Source organism: Spiroplasma endosymbiont of Danaus chrysippus (assembly GCF_902809815.1).
Lineage (GTDB): Bacteria > Bacillota_I > Bacilli_A > Mycoplasmatales > VBWQ01 > Spiroplasma_E.
Genome location: NZ_CADDIL010000001.1, coordinates 1 through 18,089 on the forward strand (window position 1 = coordinate 1; position 18,089 = coordinate 18,089).

The window sequence follows — 18,089 nt, forward strand, 5'->3', positions numbered from 1 at the left end:
ACTGGATTTACTCATTATGATACATGACAAAAATTTTTAGAAGCAAGAAAATTTGATATGTTAGCTCAAAAAGATTTTCAAGGAATATTAACATGTAATAAAGAATTAGCAATTAAAAGTAATGGTGATGCTATTGGTAAAGCAAAATTCTTTTGAGATAGTGAATGAAATATAAATAATTTACAAGGTGAATATAATGTTGATATGAGTAGTAATTTTAAATATAAAGACCCAGATACTGGATTAGTTATTGGTTCACCAACTGTTGATTATAAAAAAATATCACAAAAATATATGTCAGCAATATTAAATTTTAATAGTGTAGTATTTAGTTCATTAATTCAAATGCCTTATGATAGTGTACAATGATTACCATTTGCTTTAAGTTCAATTCCATTAGTAGGTAAATTATTAAATGCTTTAACATTAGGTATTCCAGTAGGATTTATTATTACTCAAAATTCTCAACAATATAAAAATATGCCATTTTTTAATGGTTTTATGTCAGCATTTTTTGCTTCAAATTTATCAAGTATTATTGGTAATAATGATACAAATTGATTTATACCTTTAAATGTATTTAGTAATTCAAGTGAGTTTGCATTAGGTAAAATGTTAGGTTCACATGTTAGTACAACTGCTATGACTATGAAATTAAGTGATAGAGTATCAGTTTATCCATGAGACCCTAGTTCTGGTAAGAAATTAACTGTAAAAGAACAAATAAGTACCGTTGATTTATCACAAAAGAAAAATAATAAAGTATATATTTTAGCAGAAGATACTGAGTTTTTAGATATAGCAAGTCCTTTTACAAATGAAGATAAAGATTGTCAATGAAATCCGACAAGTAATGGAGTTATTGATGGTTCAAATTATGCTTATATTATTGATACAATTGTAACTCAATCATTACATCAAGGTGAAGAAAGACATACATTTTATAGTGATAATCCTTTTACTTATCAAGGTGATTATAATGAAATATCAGTTGCTCAATTTCGTTATAATAATATGGGTGCTTTAACTGGTAATGCTTTTAATTGAACAACTTTATATAAATTAAATCATGATGAATATGAAGAAAGTGAAGAAACTACTTTTAGTTATCCAACAAAAATATTACCACCAAGTCCTCAAAATATTGCAAAATCAATAATTATTATTCCAGATTTAAAAGTAGAATTAAATTATAAAGATATACCATTAGTCACAACTCCTAATAAATCTATTACTGATAATACTGATGAATGATTTAATAATAATAGTGCAGTTTCTAAAAACATAGATATTGATATTAAATCAAAACTAGATCCTACATTACTAATTAATACTTTTAATGATTTAAAAAGATTTTATAAATCAGTAACTATTTATTATAATTATAATGTAAACTCTGTAAGTGATAAACATGGTGGTGGTTATGATACCAAAGAAAGTTTTAATCCAGCAAAAGAATTAAATAGTTCAATTGAGATTAATTTAAATGATTTAATATTTTCAAAGTCAATACCTAATATTGATAAAAAGAAACATTTTGAAAAAGGTAAAATTGGTAGTCATTCTTCTGGATATGCTTATGCTTATTATCAAGGTAATAAATCACAATATAATTTAGTAACTTATGAATTCACAGTAATTGCTGGTACTGAAGCAAAAATTAGTAATAATAATCCGATTGGATTTGATATATTAAGTAATTCAAACGATAATTTAAATTGAAAAATTAATATATTTGTTACACCTTGTAAAGGTCATGTAGAAACTATTATAGATTTTGGTGAAAATTCTTATGCTAAAATATATACAAATCAAGAAGTAGCAAGTATTTATAAAATAATTTTAAATGCAAGATAAAAATAGTATATAATTATAGTAATTTAAAATATTATGATATGGAGAAGTTTAAATATGATTGAACTATGATTAGCAGATGTAATAATACTTTCAGTAATGTTTGGATTAGTATTTTTATTATTAATTACATGTAAAGGTCATGATTTATGTCATAGACAAAAAAAAATGGGCGTACTTCTTATGTTCATATCTTTAAACTTTTTTGGTTTATTTTGAGCAAATAAAATATTTAAAAAAGAAAATCCACATTTTAAATTTTTAGATATTTTCAAAACAAAACCTAAACAAAATAATATTTCTCCATAATCTTAAATATTAATGTATTTTCTATTAAATTAAGATATAATAATGTGACTTACTTATGTAAGTATATGAAATAAAAAAAGTTCTCAAACTTATATTGTTGTTAGGTTGGCACCTAATTAAAAAGTTACCATTTAGGTAACTTTTTTTATTTATATTTTTAAAATTTAATTATAAACTTGTTATATTATTTGTAGAAAAATTAGATTTATTATCAATTGGTAAATGTTGTTCATAGTTTATATCTTTTGTAAATTCATCAGTTCATTTAGTAATATTTTTTAAATCATTTTTTTCTTTTAAATCTTTTATATTAAATATTTCTCTTTTATTTATATTTAATTTATAACTTTCACAATCTTGAATATAATCATATAATTTAATTCCCTTGCCAACTCCAATAAATCCAGAACCACTGCCAGAAATACTATAATGTTTATAAAATTGATCATATAAAAATTGTAAGTAAAATTCATAATTTTCTTCATATCAAGTTAAACCAAAATATTGTTTTCCTTCAACATATTGGGTTCCAAGATAATACTGTGTTGGAAGATTTTGAACATTAAGATTACTATATTTACGTATATAATCTTTATTTGATTCAAAAATCTTATAGTTACCAGCTATATCTTTAAAATTTGATTTATTTCAATCAGTTAGTAATTTTCTACCTTCAGTAAATTTTCAACTTCCTCAACTTGTTCTTGTTCAATCAAAATGTTCACCAATAAAATCTATTTTTTTATAACATAAAGGATTCAGTTTTTTTAACATAATTGTTTTTCAAAGGTGAACATTTGTGTTTCTATCTCCAAAAAATCAATTATTTTCAATTCAAAGATTATCATGATTATCTTCATAATAAATTTTTATTTCTTCTTCTAAATTAAAACTTTCAATATTTTTTAATTTTTCAGAACCTCAACCTACTAAATTTAAGTGATAAATTTCAGATCTGTCATTAGTTACATAAGCACTACCTTTTCCATCTAATTTAATATTAGTTATTGGGAAATTTAAATTATCAAATCGATGAACTTCATCTTCAGGGTAAATTAAATATACACCGTTTTCAGTTCCAACATATATAGTACCTTCTTTTAAATTGCTACTTTTATTATTTTCATCTAAAATTTTTATTGCAGTTATTTTTCCTTGAATTTTATCAATTTGTGGTTTTAAATCACAAAATTTTTCATGTCAAAATTTATTTATTAGTTCTCTTTTTCCTCTACGACAATTTACATTTCCTCCATTATTTCTTAATCTAAAATTAATATAGCCAAGTAAAACTTGAACTGACGGTGAATTTAATTCTGTTATAAGATCTAACATTGTGAAACCATTTCAGTTTGGATTATTAACATTATTAATAGCTTCTATTAGTCTTTGTTGAAGAATATTATTTCTTGATCTTTGACTTCAACTAACTAAAATTCTATAAATTTCACTTCTTCGGTTAAACTCTAAATTTTCATTTCTATTAATTAAATGTGTTACAATACGGGCATAAATATCTGGAAATCTTATTGCTTCTGCACTCATAAAAACAACTTGTCCCAAAGATATGGCTAAATTTCCTAAACTATGCTCTTCAGAAACATTAATATCATTAGTTAATACTATAAAAGAATTAACAACACTATTCCAATTAATATTGTTATTTTGAGTTGGTATCATATCTCTATAATCTGGACTAATTCCAGTTAACTGTCTACTTTGCATTCCGTCAATGTTTAATAAATGTGGAACTGTTCCATCTTGAACAGCTCTGGGTTGCATATTTGGATTAATATTGTCAAAATTAAAATGATAATAAGTAGAAATTTCTCCTATATGAGAACCTCTTTCAGTAACTATAAAACCTTGAATATATAAATTATCGGTTCTTAAAACTAATTCAAAATTTCTTTGAAGACTTTGTTCATTTTGTTGTCATCTAATTACAACTGGAAGCCGAAAATAACCATAATTTTCAGTATTTAAAGTAAATATTCTATTAATTTCTCCTCAATTTGCATTTTCGGTATTATCAAAAACAACTCTTAATATATTATTTCTTACTAATGATGCAAGAACTGATTGAAAACTATTTCTATATTGTTGGCGATTATTACTATCAATAGTTAATTGTTCAGTTAATTGAAAAATTGCTCTTCGATTTGGATTTGGTTGTCTTTTATGTCTGTTTCTACTTTTTTCATGTCTATGTTTATGATTACTTGTTTCTAATTCTGTTTGATAAAAAGGGTTTATATTTTGATTTGTTGGACTTAAATTATATGGTTGATAATTACTAGTTGAATTTGTAAAACTTATTTCTTGATTTATTAAATCTAAACTGGTATTGTTGCTAGCTCAATCTTTAATCTTTTTATTATTAATTGACATAGCATTAATACCTTTAGTTTCATCATTAAATAATGGTGCACTTAATAATCATAATTTAAATCAATAACTTGGACTAAAATATTTCATAAATATTTCCTTTCATTAATAAATATGTGTTAAAAACAAAAAAGAAGAAAACTACTCTAATTTCAACGAATTAAAAAGGCTCTTCTTTTTATCTTACTTTTCTATTTAGATAAAAATAATTTCATTTAGTTTTTAACAATTTAATTATACATATAAAAATTTTAAAATGTGAAAATATATTTTTTTATTTAATTTAATTATTTTTTAATTTCTTTTACTTTATTTTTAAATTGTTTTTTATGAAAATAACACATATTAAAAAATTGAATTACACTATCTTCAATATTTAAAGTTTTTAAAGTAACTAATACTTTAGTATTACAATCTTTAACAATACATTTTAATAATACTTTTTCTTGCTTTTCTTTTTGCATTATTTACTCCTTATTTAAATAATATCAACCAATTAATAAACTATCTGCTTCATCATGATTTGATATTGTTATATTTCAATTATTTTGTTTAATTAAAAAATTACATAGTAATATTGATAGTTCTTTACTTCATTTAACAGTAATATAAGTCATATCAGTTTTTAATTCAATTTTAAGTAATTTTATTAAATCATCTTTATATTCTTTTAAATATCAATTTTGTCATTGTTTTGGTAATACTCCATGTTTTTCTGGATTATAATATTGATATAATAAACTAAAAATATGGCCTCTTAATGCTTGCATTTTTTCTGAACTACGAGCATTTAAATTATTATTAAATCCACGTTCTATAATTACATCAAAATCTTCTAATCAATATCTATATTTAGAGCATTTATAATGAAAATCATCTTCACTTGCTTTTAAAGTTAATGGTTCTATAACTTTCTCTATAAAATCATAATGTTGATATTTATTAAAATCATAACTAATAATTAAAACTGGAATAGCAATATTTGGTAAACATTCTTTATCAATTAAAACATTACATTCTTCATTTCAAGATTTATTATGTTTACAGCAAGGTTTTCATAAAGTAAATCCAGTATTTTTTATACTTGGGTCAATTGAAAGTAAATAATTATTCATAATTTATATACTCATTTTTATTATTATTTTTTAAATTTTTAAATCTTTCACGAATTTCTTTAAATTTATCAAATAATACTTTTAAATAATTTTCACCCATTAATATTAAAAAATCGGGAATGTTTAGTAATCTGTGTGACTTACAAAAATAACTATGTTTAATTAATTCTAGTAAATATAATTTATATATCTAGAAAGAGTGAGTTACAGATGGCTAAAAAAGATAATCTTAATAACAATGATCCAATATCAAAAGCAGTAGATTTATTATTAGAAAATACTGAGGATTTAACAACACTTTTTAAAGAGGGAGGCTTATATAAAGAATTAACTAAACGATTGGTAGAAAAAATGTTGAATTCTGAGATGCAAAATTATTTAGGACACGAAAGAAATCAACGCAGTAATAATGACAATGTTCGTAATGGTACAACATCAAAAAAATTAATAACTCAACAAGGTAAAATTGAAATTGATGTACCAAGAGATCGTAATAGTAATTTTGAACCAGTAATAATCACAAAAAGACAGAGAAGATTTGATGGTTTTGATCAACAAGTTCTTTCACTATATGCAAAAGGTATGACTTTATCAGATATTAGAATGCAGTTGCAAGAGTTATATGATGGCGCAGATATTAGCGAAAGCGTAATTAGTCAAATTACTGATGATGTCATTGATGATGTCAAAGCATGGCAAAATCGTCCATTAGATAGTGTTTATCCAATCATTTATTTTGATTGTATCGTAGTTAAAGTACGTCAGGATAAACGTATTATTAACAAATCAGTTTATATAGCTTTAGGAGTTGATTTAGAAGGTAAAAAAGATGTTTTAGGTTTATGAATTAGTGAAAATGAAGGTGCTAAATTCTGATTAAATAATTTTACAGAAATGAAAAATCGAGGCTTAAATGATATTCTTATTGCTTGTAGTGATAATTTAACAGGCATGTCAGAGGCAATACAATCAGTTTATCCTAAAACTGAACATCAATTATGCATAGTTCATCAAATTAGAAATAGCTTAAAATATGTTTCATACAAACATCGAAAGTCTCTAGTTATCGATTTAAAGCCAATTTATACAGCATGTAGTGAAGAACAAGCAATGCAAGCTTTAGAATCATTTGAAAGTAAATGAAATAAACAATATCCACAAATTGCTAAATCTTGATATAAAAATTGAGAAAATTTAATGGTTTTTATTAGTTATCCAGCAGAAATTAAAAGGGTAATTTATACTACAAATGCTATTGAATCTGTTAATAGCCAATTACGAAAAGTTATTAGAAATAAAAAAGTTTTTCCTAATGATATGGCAGTTTTTAAAATTTTTTACTTAGCAATTGAAAATATCACAAAAAAATGAATATTGCCTATTCAAAATTGAAATACAGCAATTGCTCATTTTATGATAAAATTTGAAGACAGAATTAATCTGAACTAGTACTTTGTAAAACAAAGAAACACAGATTACTAAAAAGCCTCAAAAAATCTTTATTATTATTTGGATTTAATCTTTCCATATCTTCTCTTATACATTCATCAAATAAAACTGTATTTGTAATCATATATTTTTCAAAATAATCTAATTGTTTTTCACTTGGTTCTCATTTTTCATTTTGTATTTTTACATTATTAATATAATTATTTTGTTGTTTATTATTTTGTATTAAATTAACATTATCATTATCTGGGTCAAGTTCATCTTCACTTAATAATAATAAATTCATTAAAAAATATCTATAAGCATAAGTTTCTGCACTACCTTTTGCTTTTGCTATATCTGTATTTTTAGCACAAGCCAGTATATCAAAATATTTTATTTCTTTATCATTATCTAAATCAATAATTGTATATCTTTTAAAATAAGTTATTTCTACTTCTTTAGTATCTAAATAATTTATTTTTCTATCAGTTGTTAATATATCTTCATGTGTAATAACAATATTTAATTCTTTACATAATAATTTAAATTTATTAAAAATATCACTTAATAATCAATATTTATAATTTCCAAATTTATTAAAACCATTTTTAGGTGTACTACCAATTTCTAATTGTAATTTAAGTATTTTTTTATATAAATTATTCATTATAATCACTCTTTCTATTTATTTATTGCTTTTTTAATTAAACTTCTTATAAATCCATTAATTTTCATATTTTTTTCTTCACAAATTTCTTTTAATTTTTCATAATCTTTTTCAGTAAATCTTAAATGAATAATAATTTGTTTAATCATTAAATCTTCTGGTTTCTTTTTAGGTGCTGCTACCATATTTATTCATCTCCTTTAACCTTTAAAAATTCTTTTATAATCAATAATTACTTGTTCTAATTGATTTACATTTTTATAATTAAATAATCACAACTAATTTTTAAATCACCATCATTATCAATTTCAATTTCTAAATCTTCATATTTACTATTAAATTCTTCTTGTAATTCTTCAAATTTTTCTATTAATTTCATTGCATTTTGTAATTCTAATTGATTCATTTTTACACTCCTTTAAAATTTTCTAATTGTAATTCATTAATATAATATTCATATAAGTAATCTCAATTATTTGATGTTAAATACATATCTTCTTCAATCATGTCATTAATACATTTATTACAATAATAACTATTATCTAATTCACTAATTCAAATATATTTTTCATTATGAATATTACATTTCATTTTTTTCACCTATTAATTTATAAAAACATTTATTACAAGTTCTGTTTCCATATGATGAATTTTTATGACAAATATCACATGAACCTTTAATTCTATATTCTCTACATTCCATAATTATTAATCCCTTTCTATAATTTTTAATATTTCTTGTATTTCAATATATTTTTTATTTTTAAGTAATTTTTCATTACATAAATTTTTAATTAATTCTATTTTTTCAACATTAAGTAACATAATTTATTCTTTTTTAATAATTTAAATAAAATATTTTTTCATTATGAGTTTCTATATTTTTCATTGGTGTAACAATATAATTAATTGCTAAATCATTATGTTTATATGGATTATTGATTTTAAAACTTTTCATATCTTGTTCTCATGTAATGTTATATTTAAAACATTCTTGATTTTTATCATTTTTAAAAATATAATAACCATTATATTGTTTATAAAATTCACAAGATATTAATTCATTTTCATTTCTAGTAATATTTGGAATATTTTTAATATATTTTAAAATATCACTACCTTTAACACTTTCAATATCTTTTGTTATTGATTTTTTACCTAATTTATAATTAAAATCTTCAATTATTTTTAATGCTATTTTTTTATTTTTTTCATCAATAATAGTATCTTTAATAGGAAATCATGTTTCATATTCACCAATTTCTAATAACATACCTTTAGTTGTTTCTTTAATTTTATTTTTAATATCTAAATTAACATTAATCATTACGTATCCTTTCTATGTATAAGCCTTATCACCTACAGTGATAAAAGGCTTATATACTACTAACTAAATACTTACCTACTACTTACTATACGTATAGGCTTATTGCTACTATAGGTAGCAAAAGCCTTGGGGGTAGGAGGTCTGGAGGGAGGGGGAGAAAAAAATCTTAAATTTTTAAAGACCAGCAGAAAAATTACTATTTGCAAATTCCTATACAATAGCTTTTATAATTTTTATTAAATTTGGAATAATTAATTACTTTAATAAAGTATAGGTTTAATAAAATAATTAATTATAATTGTTTAACAATTAAAAATGAGAGTATTATCTCTCATTTAAGTTCTTATTAAATCTAACCATTAACTTGATACGCCCAATTATTGATGATAGCAAAAACCAATATTCAATTAGATATCTTTGCCAACATCTTCAACTAAACCGATCAACATATTATTTTGTAAAAAACAAACAAAACCCTATTAAAAAAGAAAAAAATCAAATTAGTAATTGTACACATAAATATCAAGAATTATGCCAACTTTTACTTGAATTTCATTTTACAAGAAAAGGACAAATTTATGGCTATTTACGAATTTTTTCAGCATTTAAAGAATGATTAAAACAATACAAACATATTATTTTAAATCTAGAATTATCAACAAAACAAATGCGAAAAATTATGAAAGATCACAATCTTCAAGGATTAAAACAAACTAAAAATAACTATCCTAAAAACAAAAAAAATCCAAATAAGTGAATACCTACAATGGATAAAGTAAACAAAGATTATAAAAGTACAACCTCTTCAAATCAAATTTGATCAATGGACACTAAACAAATAAATACTAAAGAAGGTTGATTATATCTTTTTGTAATTATTGATTTTTATTCAAATAATATTGTAAGCTATAATACATGTTCAAACAAATCCTATCAAGATTTAATCCTTCCTGCACTTGAAAAAATAAATCAACAATTCTCTTGAAACCAAGTAAAAAACGTTATTTTACACTCAGATAACGCCAACGAATTTTATTGTCAAGACATCACAAATTGAGCTGCTGATAAGCAAATAATTTTAAGCAAAAAACAACCTTATGATATTGGTGGCAATGTAATATCTGAAAACTGATTTTCTCATTTATCTCAAGAATGACTACCTAAAGGTTCAAATCAATATTTTTCTCTCAATGAAGCTATAAATGATGTAAACCAATATATTATGTTTTATAATTACGAAAGAATACATTCTAAATTTCTAAAACCACCAATTTCACAAATAAAAATTTAAAACTGTCTATCCAAAAGTGGTCCAGTATTTAGGGCTAACCACCAAAATAATTAAACTTATATTAAGTTTATAAATAATTATACTATGAGAAATTAAAAAGATTAGAAATTTTATAGTTAAATTTTTGTTTTTTTTATTTTATAAAAAATTTTTTAAATGTGATAAATCTATTTCTTTTTCATAAAGATTTTTAATACCAATTTTATATTTATTTAAAATTGAACTAAGATTATCAATTTTTTCTTGTGTATCTAAGCGAATTAAGATTTCATTTAAATCTTTAAGATATTTAAATTGATATTGATATTTTGTTAATATAGTGGCTGTTAATGGTAAATTGTTGGTAGTTAAAATAAAAATTTTGCCAACATCAAATTTTGCTATTGGTCCACTATAAAGCATTTTTCCCAAATCAATAATAGTACAATCATCAATAATATCTTTAACCTCGTTAATCATATGAGTTGTTAAGAAAATAGTTTTACCTTCTGCTTTTAATCTTTTTAATACATTTGTAAAATATTTTCGTGACTCTGAATCTAAGTTTGCACCAGGTTCATCAAGAATTACTAGTTCTGGATCATGTGCTAAGGCTTGAATTAGCATAATTCTATTTTTCATTCCTGAAGAGAAAGAATTTAAACCCTTATTACGATGTTCTCATAAATTAAAATTATTTAATAATTTTTGTAAATTAACTTCTAAAGCACTATCGGTAATAGTAGTTGTTTGTCCTAAATATTTTAGAAAATTATAAGCTGTTAAACCTTGTGGAAAGTTTTCTAAATTTAAGGAATAACCTAAGCTTAATTTTGATTTTGCACTTCCTGCTTTGTAATCATTAACCTTAATTGTACCACTGTATCTGTTACTGGGCATTGCACCAATGATAGACTTTAATAAAACGGATTTTCCGCTACCAGATTGACCAACCAAAGCATGGATAGTTCCTTTAAATACAGTAAAATTTATATTACTAATATTAAACTTTTTAAATTTTTTGTTATAGTTTCTGACACTAATCATAATGTCTTCTGTAGTTCCCATAATAAGTTTTCTCCTAACTAACAATTTTTCGATTATACATTAAATAAGAAAGTAAGAATAAAAAGATAGAAAATCCACAATATATTTCAAGAACTGATTTATTATTTTGAAAATAATCAATGTTATCGGTTTTTATTTTTTTATTATTTAATGTTAGTTTAAAATCAGGATAACTAAATAAAGTATTTTTTTGTGTATCAAAATCGATACTAGATATTGCATAAGGTTCAAATCAAAAATCACCATAGTAGTCCATAAAATAAGTCCAAATTTGATTTCAATGTTCAATAAAATTTATTGCATTGATAAATTGATAACTATTTGTAATACTAATGTAATTTTTATAATTTTTATCATTAGTAACAGAATTATTAGTAATCTGACGATAAATATAAATTTGATTATAAATATATTCTTCGGTTGTTCTAACTAAAAAATAAACAGGATTATAAAAAATTTTATTAAATTCATTACGAAAATCGAATTTATATGCATATGTATCAATAAAAATATTTTTAATTTCCTTGGGTGATAGTGGAACGGGTTGTTCTAATATTGGACCTGTAATTTGTATATAAGTATTATTAATGTCAGTATCGTATGTTAATAGTGAAGGTGCTTTACCACTTTGCAGATCCATAAATGAATCAATATTATATTTGTTATCATAATCATTAATTATATTAATTAAGTCTTCTGTAATTTGATTATTATCAACATTGTTTTTTAATTCATCTAAGTTTTTAAAATAACTATTAAAAGTAATTTTCATAAATATATTTTTATTTTGAAATTCAGGTGGTTTTCAAGAAGTTGTTTTGCCAATAAGAGTTTTAACAGTAGGATTTGTTTTAATAAATCCTAATTTTTGATAAAAATCAATACGCTTATTAATAACATTATTTTCTTTAATATCCTTTAATTCTTGATCACTAAGATTAGAATAAAAATCAAAAATAGCTTTTGTTAAATTTGGATATTTAATTAATCCTTTTTCTAAATTTTGTTTAAATAAAATTGCTTCTTTGATTTCACTAACAGTATATTGGATATTATTTTCAAAATTAATTTTAATAATGTCACTATTTATTTTGGTTAATGAGTAAGGCAAACCACCTAATAAAAATAGACTACAGAAAATAACAAAAATTAAAAAAACTGTTTGTGATGGAGTAAAAGCTAACATTGTTACTACACCAACAGTAACTAAAACAGCAAATAAAGAGCAAAAACCAAAAAACTTTAGGATCGTTAATACGTAAAAAGTTAAATAAGAAACTTTTATAATAATTCCGCAAATCCCGCCAAAGATTAATAAAGCAATAATATTTATGAAAATAAAAGTTAAACTCATAAAAAATAAAGCAGCGTATTGAGTTAAAATAATAACATTTCTTGTATAAGGTTTAGTAAGTAATAATAAGAAAGAACTATCTTCAAATTGAGTACCAAAAATTTTTATAGCATTTAATAAAATAAAAATAAATAAAAATATACTATAAAAAATCATAATATAATATTCTAAATTAATAATAAAATCTTCTATTGATAAATTTAAAAAAAACAAAACACTAATGCTCAATACCGAAATTACTATTGAAAATAAAAATAAAAATGCTGTAATAAAACTGTAACTAATTTTAATTATAATTAATCTAAATAATTTAAATCAACTTGCCTTTTTGGTTTTAGTTTTTTCTATAGTTTTCGGTGTGGTTTCTAGTAATCTGTCCATTATTTTTTCTCCTTTACATATTATCAATTATAATCAATTATTTTTTTTGTTTATAAAATATAATTTAATGAAAATGAAAAATTATTGAAAAAAGATTCTAAACACTAATATTTATGTTAGTAGTATATTACCTAAATATTAGTGTTTAACCTATTTACTTTAAAATGAAAGTAAATAGGTTTTATATTTTAAAGTAGAAAGTGAGAAAAAATATGCGAAGTGGAAATAAACAAGAAAAATCAAAAAAAAACAAATAATTAAAAAATATGCGAAAAATGGTGTTGTTGCTGGTGGTGCTATCGGCGCTGGTGTTGGGTTTGTTGCTGGTATTGGTTGTGTGGTTATCTCACCACCTAGTCCAGGTGAGGTTATTGCTGGTGCCACTATTCTTGGTGTTGGTTATGGTGTTGGTGCTGTAAAAGTAGTCATAGATGAGATAAAACAAAAAGCAGTAAGACAACAAAGAGAACCATTTAACTCTTTTCAAGTAAATGCTATGGATTTACAAAATCCAATTTCAACAAGCAGAAATCAACCACCAACATTATAAAAACTAAACATTACCGATTAATGTTCTAAACAGGTTCTAAGAAGTATGAGTTTTAAGGAATAAAATTAATAAAATTTAAAAGATATGTTGAAAAAATTGATTAATTTTATTTAATTATTTTAGGATTTTATTTTTTTAATCACAAAAATACCTATTGTTAGGTGTTTTTTTATGTTTTAATTGAAAGGATGGAAAATTATGAATAATATTTTTAACTATTCCATTGATTACGAATTTAAGGATTCCTATAATGGATTACATTCTAATTTTACAGATAGTTCTAATACATATAAATTACTAAAATGAAGTACTTTTTCTAATTCCTGAGATAATTTTACAGAAAAATATAAAACATTTCATTTTAATAAATCTCTTAATAATTTTTCTGTTAGATTAGCAAACGACACAAATAGTATTGCAAACTTAGAAAAATCCATTAATACAAAAAAAATTGCAAAATATGGGGACAGGAAACGGTAATAGTATATATAATATAAAAATATACACAATTGATAGTGCTGGTCGTGGAAATAGTATAAATGTTTCTTTAAATATTTGACACGATAAGGATTATATTTATTTTAGATGATTTTTATCAAATTATGCAAATTTTGGAATTGATTCATTTTTTCACATCAAAATTTTTTCTATCATTTTAAATTAAAGTATATTGTTTTAGTAATAATGCCTATTTATTCAATATTTTAATTAACTAAAATATTTTAAAACTACTCAATTTGAGTAGTTTATTTTTTCTTTTTAAAAATTTAAATATTACAAAAATTATAATAAATTAATTTATATATAGAATATGAATAGTTTAGGTTCTTATAATATATTATTAATACTTATAATATATTATAATTAGAAAAATAATCAAATTATTAGTTTACATAAATATTAAAATTAATATATTCACAACATTTTAATTATAAATATTATACAATGTACTAAAACTTTAATAAAAGATATTAAATAAAAGATATTAAAAGAAATTTTAGGAGGATACTAGAGTGAAGGGAATATTAAAATTATTAGCAATTTTTGGATTAACAGCACCATTAGCAGTAAATGTAGTGGCATGTGGAAATGGTAATAGTTCTGATACTGATGATGAAGTATCGGAAAATGCTGATGTACAAGAATTATTAAAAAAAGCTAAAGAGCAAATTAGTTTAGGACTTGCAAATTTAATTAGTGAATATAAGAATTTAACTTTTGAAGATGAATTTGGTGAATCTGGAAAAGATATTACTAATAATTTAAATATTTTATCTAAAGATAGTGACACTCTGGTTGATAGTAAAATAAAAGATATATTTTTAACTAGGCTTCAAAAAGATATTACAAATCTTATTATTGAGGATTATTTATTACAACCATCTGATTTAAAACCATTATTTAATAATATAACTACTAGTGAAATTTTAAAAATTGATTTTAATGAAACAACAATGACAAATAAACAATTCAATTGAACTAAGGAAAATGCTGATTTTGGTATTGAAAATTATGATCCAGCAACGTATAACATAACAATGTGATATAAACTTACTGCAGATTTAAAATTAAAATTATCTTATAAAGATGAAAGTAACAAAAAGACAGAAATTGAAGTATCTAATATTATTTTTGATTTTAATTACGCTAATACTGGTGCTAATTTAAAGGCTTTAGTTGAAGTTTCAACTGGTAATGTAACAAAAGTATTAAAAGATTTTATGATACAAATGGAAAACACCACTACTGATAGTGAAAGTTTATTACAAAAAGCAAAAGAATTAATTACTGGAAAACTTAATAACAATAAAGTTAATATTACTAAAGTTGATATTAATGCTCAATCAGAAGTTCTTCAAAAAAATGATGTTTATGCTAGTGGTGATCATATGTATGAAGCGCTTACTAAGCCTACAATTGATGAAGCAATTGATTCTTTGAAAAATTATTTATCACCAACAGCAACAGCTTTTTCAGATAAGATTACTAAGTGACTTGTTGGAAAACAAGGAGTGCCTGAAGAAAGTAAAAAGAAAATTAATGTTTTTGGAAAAATCACTATTAGTGATTGAAGCATTTCAGGCTTAAGATTAACACCAATGTCTTTAGATTTTATTAATACTAGCCCTAATCAAACGCAAGGTGAATGAGCAGAGGAAACAGCAACAGCATTAGGTAAAATATTTTATACAAAAAGTGCATTTGCTGAAGGGCGTATTGATATAACTACTGATGATAACTTAACAATATATATGAATCCTAGCGATTTTGATGATTTTGTTCAAAATAATAAAACAATGAGTGATATTAGTGACTATATTAGTTCAAAAATAAATTCTAAAGCTACAACCGAAGCTCTTATTAAAGGTAATATTTCAGTTGCTTTAAATGGTCTTTGAAGAGGAGCAAAAAATCCGACTTTAAGTGATAGAACTAGTGTGGAAAAAGTAAATGATAATACATTTAAAGTTAAAAGAAATGCGGGTGGTATGCATGGTTATAATTATTTAACTATTCGTTATGCAAACACTAGTTTTTTAACTGGAATGATTAAGAATCATAAAAATAATCATATTTTATTTGAAAATTGAATTATTAAAAAAGCAGATACTGATGTTTGATAATTTATATTATTTTTCAAATTTTTTTGTTATGATAAAAAATTTCTAATATAATTTAAATTTTTAAATTGATTAAAATTAAAAATTTGTATAGTATTTTAATTATTATTTTTATATTTTCATTTCTAAAAATTTATCTTTACATTTAATTAAAAATAGTGTATTATATTTAAGTTGTTGATTAATTCGCAATTTTCTTTTAAGATATGATTGATAAAAAAATATCAAAAAGTTGTTAATGATGTCAAAGAAATAAATAATATCATGAAATTATTTGACAACTTTTAATTTTAGAAAAATTAGATGAATTAATACTTTAAAATGTAAGTAAGTATATTATATATAAATAATAAATAAAACTAATCCTTTTTTAAAATAATCCTCTTTTAGAGGTTATTTTTCAGGTTATAATTATCATTTTTTCTAAATTTATTCAAAATTTATTTTTAAGGAGAAATATATGAGTTTTACAGAACTAAATTTAAAACAAGAATTAACTGCTGCTATTGCTAAATGAGGTTATACTACCCCAACACCAATTCAAAAGAAGACAATTCCAGTTTCTTTACAAAAAAAAGATATTATTGGAAAAAGTCATACCGGAAGCGGAAAAACTGCTGCTTTTGTCTTACCTATATTACATAATTTAGATATAAAATTATATCGTAATCAAGCCATTATTGTTTGTCCAACTAGAGAATTGGCAATCCAAGTTGCTAAACAAGTAAAAAAATATGCTTATTTTTTAAATGGTGTTAATGTTGCTTTATTATGTGGTGGTGTTAATATTAGAAATCAATTATATGATTTAAGAACTAGTAATATAGTTGTTGGAACACCAGGAAGAATTACTGATCATATTAATCGTGGTAGTTTAAGATTAAATTCAATTAAAACATTAGTTTTAGATGAAGCAGATGAAATGTTAAAAATGGGATTTAAAAAAGATATTGATTTCTTATTTGAGAATTCACCACAAAATATTCAAACTGTCCTTTTTTCAGCAACAATGTCAAAACCAGTTTTAAAAATTGCTGATGATTATCAAAATAATCCAGTTAGTATTACTGTTGAAGATGAAAGTCAAAAATTACAACAAGCAAATATTAAACAATATTATTTTGATTGTCGTAATATAACAAAAGAAACTGCATTAGTTACTTTATATCAAAAATTACAACCACAATTAAGTATTGTTTTTTCAAATACAAAAGCTTTTACTAACAAAATTGCACAATTATTAGAACAAAATAATATTAAATGTGCTGTTATTAACGGTGATAAAAGTCAAAGAGAACGTATGGAAGCAATGAGACAATTTAAAAATGGTAAGGTTAAAGTATTAATTGCTACTGATGTTGTTGCTAGAGGAATTGACATTAATGGCATTGATTATGTTTTTAATTATGATATTCCACGTGAATATGAATACTATACTCATCGTATTGGTAGAACAGCTCGTGCTGGAGCACAAGGAACTGCTATTACTTTAGTAAGTAATAGAGTTCAATATAATGAAATTCAAGAAATTCAATATTATCAAAATCATGAAATTACTTTACTAGATACTACAGGTTGAGATTTACCTAAAAATGTTGTTAAAGTACCAACTAAATTAAATTTTTCATCTCATAATAATAGAAATGATTTTAAACGTAATGTTGATAATAATTCAAAATGAAAAAGAAAACCAAAATATTAAAATTAATCATTTTTATAAAAAAATCACTTAATAATTAAGTGATTTTTTCTTT

Annotated in this window: 19 protein-coding genes; 8 read left to right on the top strand and 11 right to left on the bottom strand. The window is 22.6% G+C overall.

Annotation, left to right across the window (positions count from 1 at the left end):
* The coding region (locus SPIRDC1_RS00005) for a hypothetical protein (protein WP_174479898.1) at positions 1–1,857 on the top strand (1,857 nt) is incomplete at its 5' end.
* A 54-nt stretch (positions 1,858–1,911) separates the two neighbouring features.
* Positions 1,912–2,163 (top strand): hypothetical protein, encoded by a 252-nt coding sequence (locus SPIRDC1_RS00010; protein ID WP_174479899.1) that lies wholly within the window; start codon positions 1,912–1,914, stop codon positions 2,161–2,163.
* 168 nt (positions 2,164–2,331) lie between these two features.
* Here the strand turns inward: SPIRDC1_RS00010 and SPIRDC1_RS00015 are convergent, their stop codons facing one another.
* The 3 genes from SPIRDC1_RS00015 to SPIRDC1_RS00025 form a co-directional block, all read right to left on the bottom strand.
* Entirely contained in the window at positions 2,332–4,641 is a 2,310-nt protein-coding gene (locus SPIRDC1_RS00015) for a ribosome-inactivating family protein (RefSeq protein ID WP_174479900.1), read from the bottom strand.
* A gap of 197 nt (positions 4,642–4,838) precedes the next feature.
* On the bottom strand, positions 4,839–5,015 hold the full coding sequence (locus SPIRDC1_RS00020) for a hypothetical protein (RefSeq protein ID WP_174479901.1): 177 nt from the start codon (positions 5,013–5,015) through the stop codon (positions 4,839–4,841).
* Between the two features lie 3 nt (positions 5,016–5,018).
* Positions 5,019–5,666 carry a hypothetical protein gene (locus tag SPIRDC1_RS00025; RefSeq protein ID WP_174479902.1) on the bottom strand — a complete coding sequence of 216 codons (648 nt, stop codon included), beginning with the start codon at positions 5,664–5,666 and terminating at the stop codon, positions 5,019–5,021.
* A 210-nt stretch (positions 5,667–5,876) separates the two neighbouring features.
* On the opposite strand from SPIRDC1_RS00025, the gene SPIRDC1_RS00030 reads away from it, so the two are divergent.
* Positions 5,877–7,115 (top strand): IS256 family transposase, encoded by a 1,239-nt coding sequence (locus SPIRDC1_RS00030; RefSeq protein ID WP_174479903.1) that lies wholly within the window; start codon positions 5,877–5,879, stop codon positions 7,113–7,115.
* On the opposite strand, the gene SPIRDC1_RS00035 is transcribed toward SPIRDC1_RS00030, so the two are convergent.
* The 6 genes from SPIRDC1_RS00035 to SPIRDC1_RS00055 form a co-directional block, all read right to left on the bottom strand.
* On the bottom strand, positions 7,102–7,764 hold the full coding sequence (locus tag SPIRDC1_RS00035; protein ID WP_174479904.1) for an ERF family protein: 663 nt from the start codon (positions 7,762–7,764) through the stop codon (positions 7,102–7,104). The two genes, SPIRDC1_RS00030 and SPIRDC1_RS00035, sit on opposite strands and share 14 nt — an antisense overlap.
* A 14-nt stretch (positions 7,765–7,778) precedes the next feature.
* Complete coding sequence (locus SPIRDC1_RS00040) at positions 7,779–7,949, bottom strand: hypothetical protein (RefSeq protein WP_174479905.1); 171 nt, start codon at positions 7,947–7,949, stop codon at positions 7,779–7,781.
* Between the two features lie 65 nt (positions 7,950–8,014).
* Complete coding sequence (locus SPIRDC1_RS00045) at positions 8,015–8,170, bottom strand: hypothetical protein (protein ID WP_174479906.1); 156 nt, start codon at positions 8,168–8,170, stop codon at positions 8,015–8,017.
* A 2-nt stretch (positions 8,171–8,172) separates the two neighbouring features.
* Positions 8,173–8,355 (bottom strand): hypothetical protein, encoded by a 183-nt coding sequence (locus SPIRDC1_RS00050; protein ID WP_174479907.1) that lies wholly within the window; start codon positions 8,353–8,355, stop codon positions 8,173–8,175.
* Positions 8,345–8,467: a hypothetical protein gene (locus SPIRDC1_RS10120; protein ID WP_255495881.1), complete on the bottom strand. Its 123-nt coding sequence runs from the start codon at positions 8,465–8,467 to the stop codon at positions 8,345–8,347. The genes SPIRDC1_RS00050 and SPIRDC1_RS10120 overlap by 11 nt, the downstream gene beginning before the upstream one ends.
* Before the next feature lie 135 nt (positions 8,468–8,602).
* Positions 8,603–9,091 carry a hypothetical protein gene (locus SPIRDC1_RS00055; protein ID WP_174479908.1) on the bottom strand — a complete coding sequence of 163 codons (489 nt, stop codon included), beginning with the start codon at positions 9,089–9,091 and terminating at the stop codon, positions 8,603–8,605.
* 364 nt (positions 9,092–9,455) lie between these two features.
* Between SPIRDC1_RS00055 and SPIRDC1_RS00060 the strand changes: the two genes are divergently transcribed.
* A complete protein-coding gene (locus SPIRDC1_RS00060; protein ID WP_174479909.1) occupies positions 9,456–10,382 on the top strand; it encodes an IS3 family transposase in 927 nt (308 codons plus the stop codon).
* A 138-nt stretch (positions 10,383–10,520) separates the two neighbouring features.
* On the opposite strand, the gene SPIRDC1_RS00065 is transcribed toward SPIRDC1_RS00060, so the two are convergent.
* Together SPIRDC1_RS00065 and SPIRDC1_RS00070 are read right to left on the bottom strand one after the other, a co-directional pair.
* On the bottom strand, positions 10,521–11,429 hold the full coding sequence (locus tag SPIRDC1_RS00065) for an ATP-binding cassette domain-containing protein (RefSeq protein ID WP_174479910.1): 909 nt from the start codon (positions 11,427–11,429) through the stop codon (positions 10,521–10,523).
* Positions 11,430–11,442: 13 nt separating this feature from the next.
* Positions 11,443–13,164 carry an ABC transporter permease gene (locus SPIRDC1_RS00070; RefSeq protein WP_174479911.1) on the bottom strand — a complete coding sequence of 574 codons (1,722 nt, stop codon included), beginning with the start codon at positions 13,162–13,164 and terminating at the stop codon, positions 11,443–11,445.
* A 337-nt stretch (positions 13,165–13,501) separates the two neighbouring features.
* On the opposite strand from SPIRDC1_RS00070, the gene SPIRDC1_RS00075 reads away from it, so the two are divergent.
* From SPIRDC1_RS00075 to SPIRDC1_RS00090, 4 genes are all read left to right on the top strand, one after another.
* Complete coding sequence (locus tag SPIRDC1_RS00075) at positions 13,502–13,714, top strand: hypothetical protein (protein ID WP_174479912.1); 213 nt, start codon at positions 13,502–13,504, stop codon at positions 13,712–13,714.
* A gap of 198 nt (positions 13,715–13,912) precedes the next feature.
* Positions 13,913–14,194: a hypothetical protein gene (locus SPIRDC1_RS00080; protein ID WP_174479913.1), complete on the top strand. Its 282-nt coding sequence runs from the start codon at positions 13,913–13,915 to the stop codon at positions 14,192–14,194.
* A gap of 533 nt (positions 14,195–14,727) precedes the next feature.
* The gene (locus SPIRDC1_RS00085; RefSeq protein WP_174479914.1) at positions 14,728–16,338 is read left to right on the top strand and encodes a hypothetical protein; all 1,611 of its coding nucleotides are present in this window, start codon (positions 14,728–14,730) and stop codon (positions 16,336–16,338) included.
* A 457-nt stretch (positions 16,339–16,795) separates the two neighbouring features.
* Positions 16,796–18,037, top strand: coding sequence for a DEAD/DEAH box helicase (locus tag SPIRDC1_RS00090; RefSeq protein WP_174479915.1), 1,242 nt, complete (start codon positions 16,796–16,798; stop codon positions 18,035–18,037).
* The last annotated feature ends 52 nt before the right edge of the window (positions 18,038–18,089 follow it).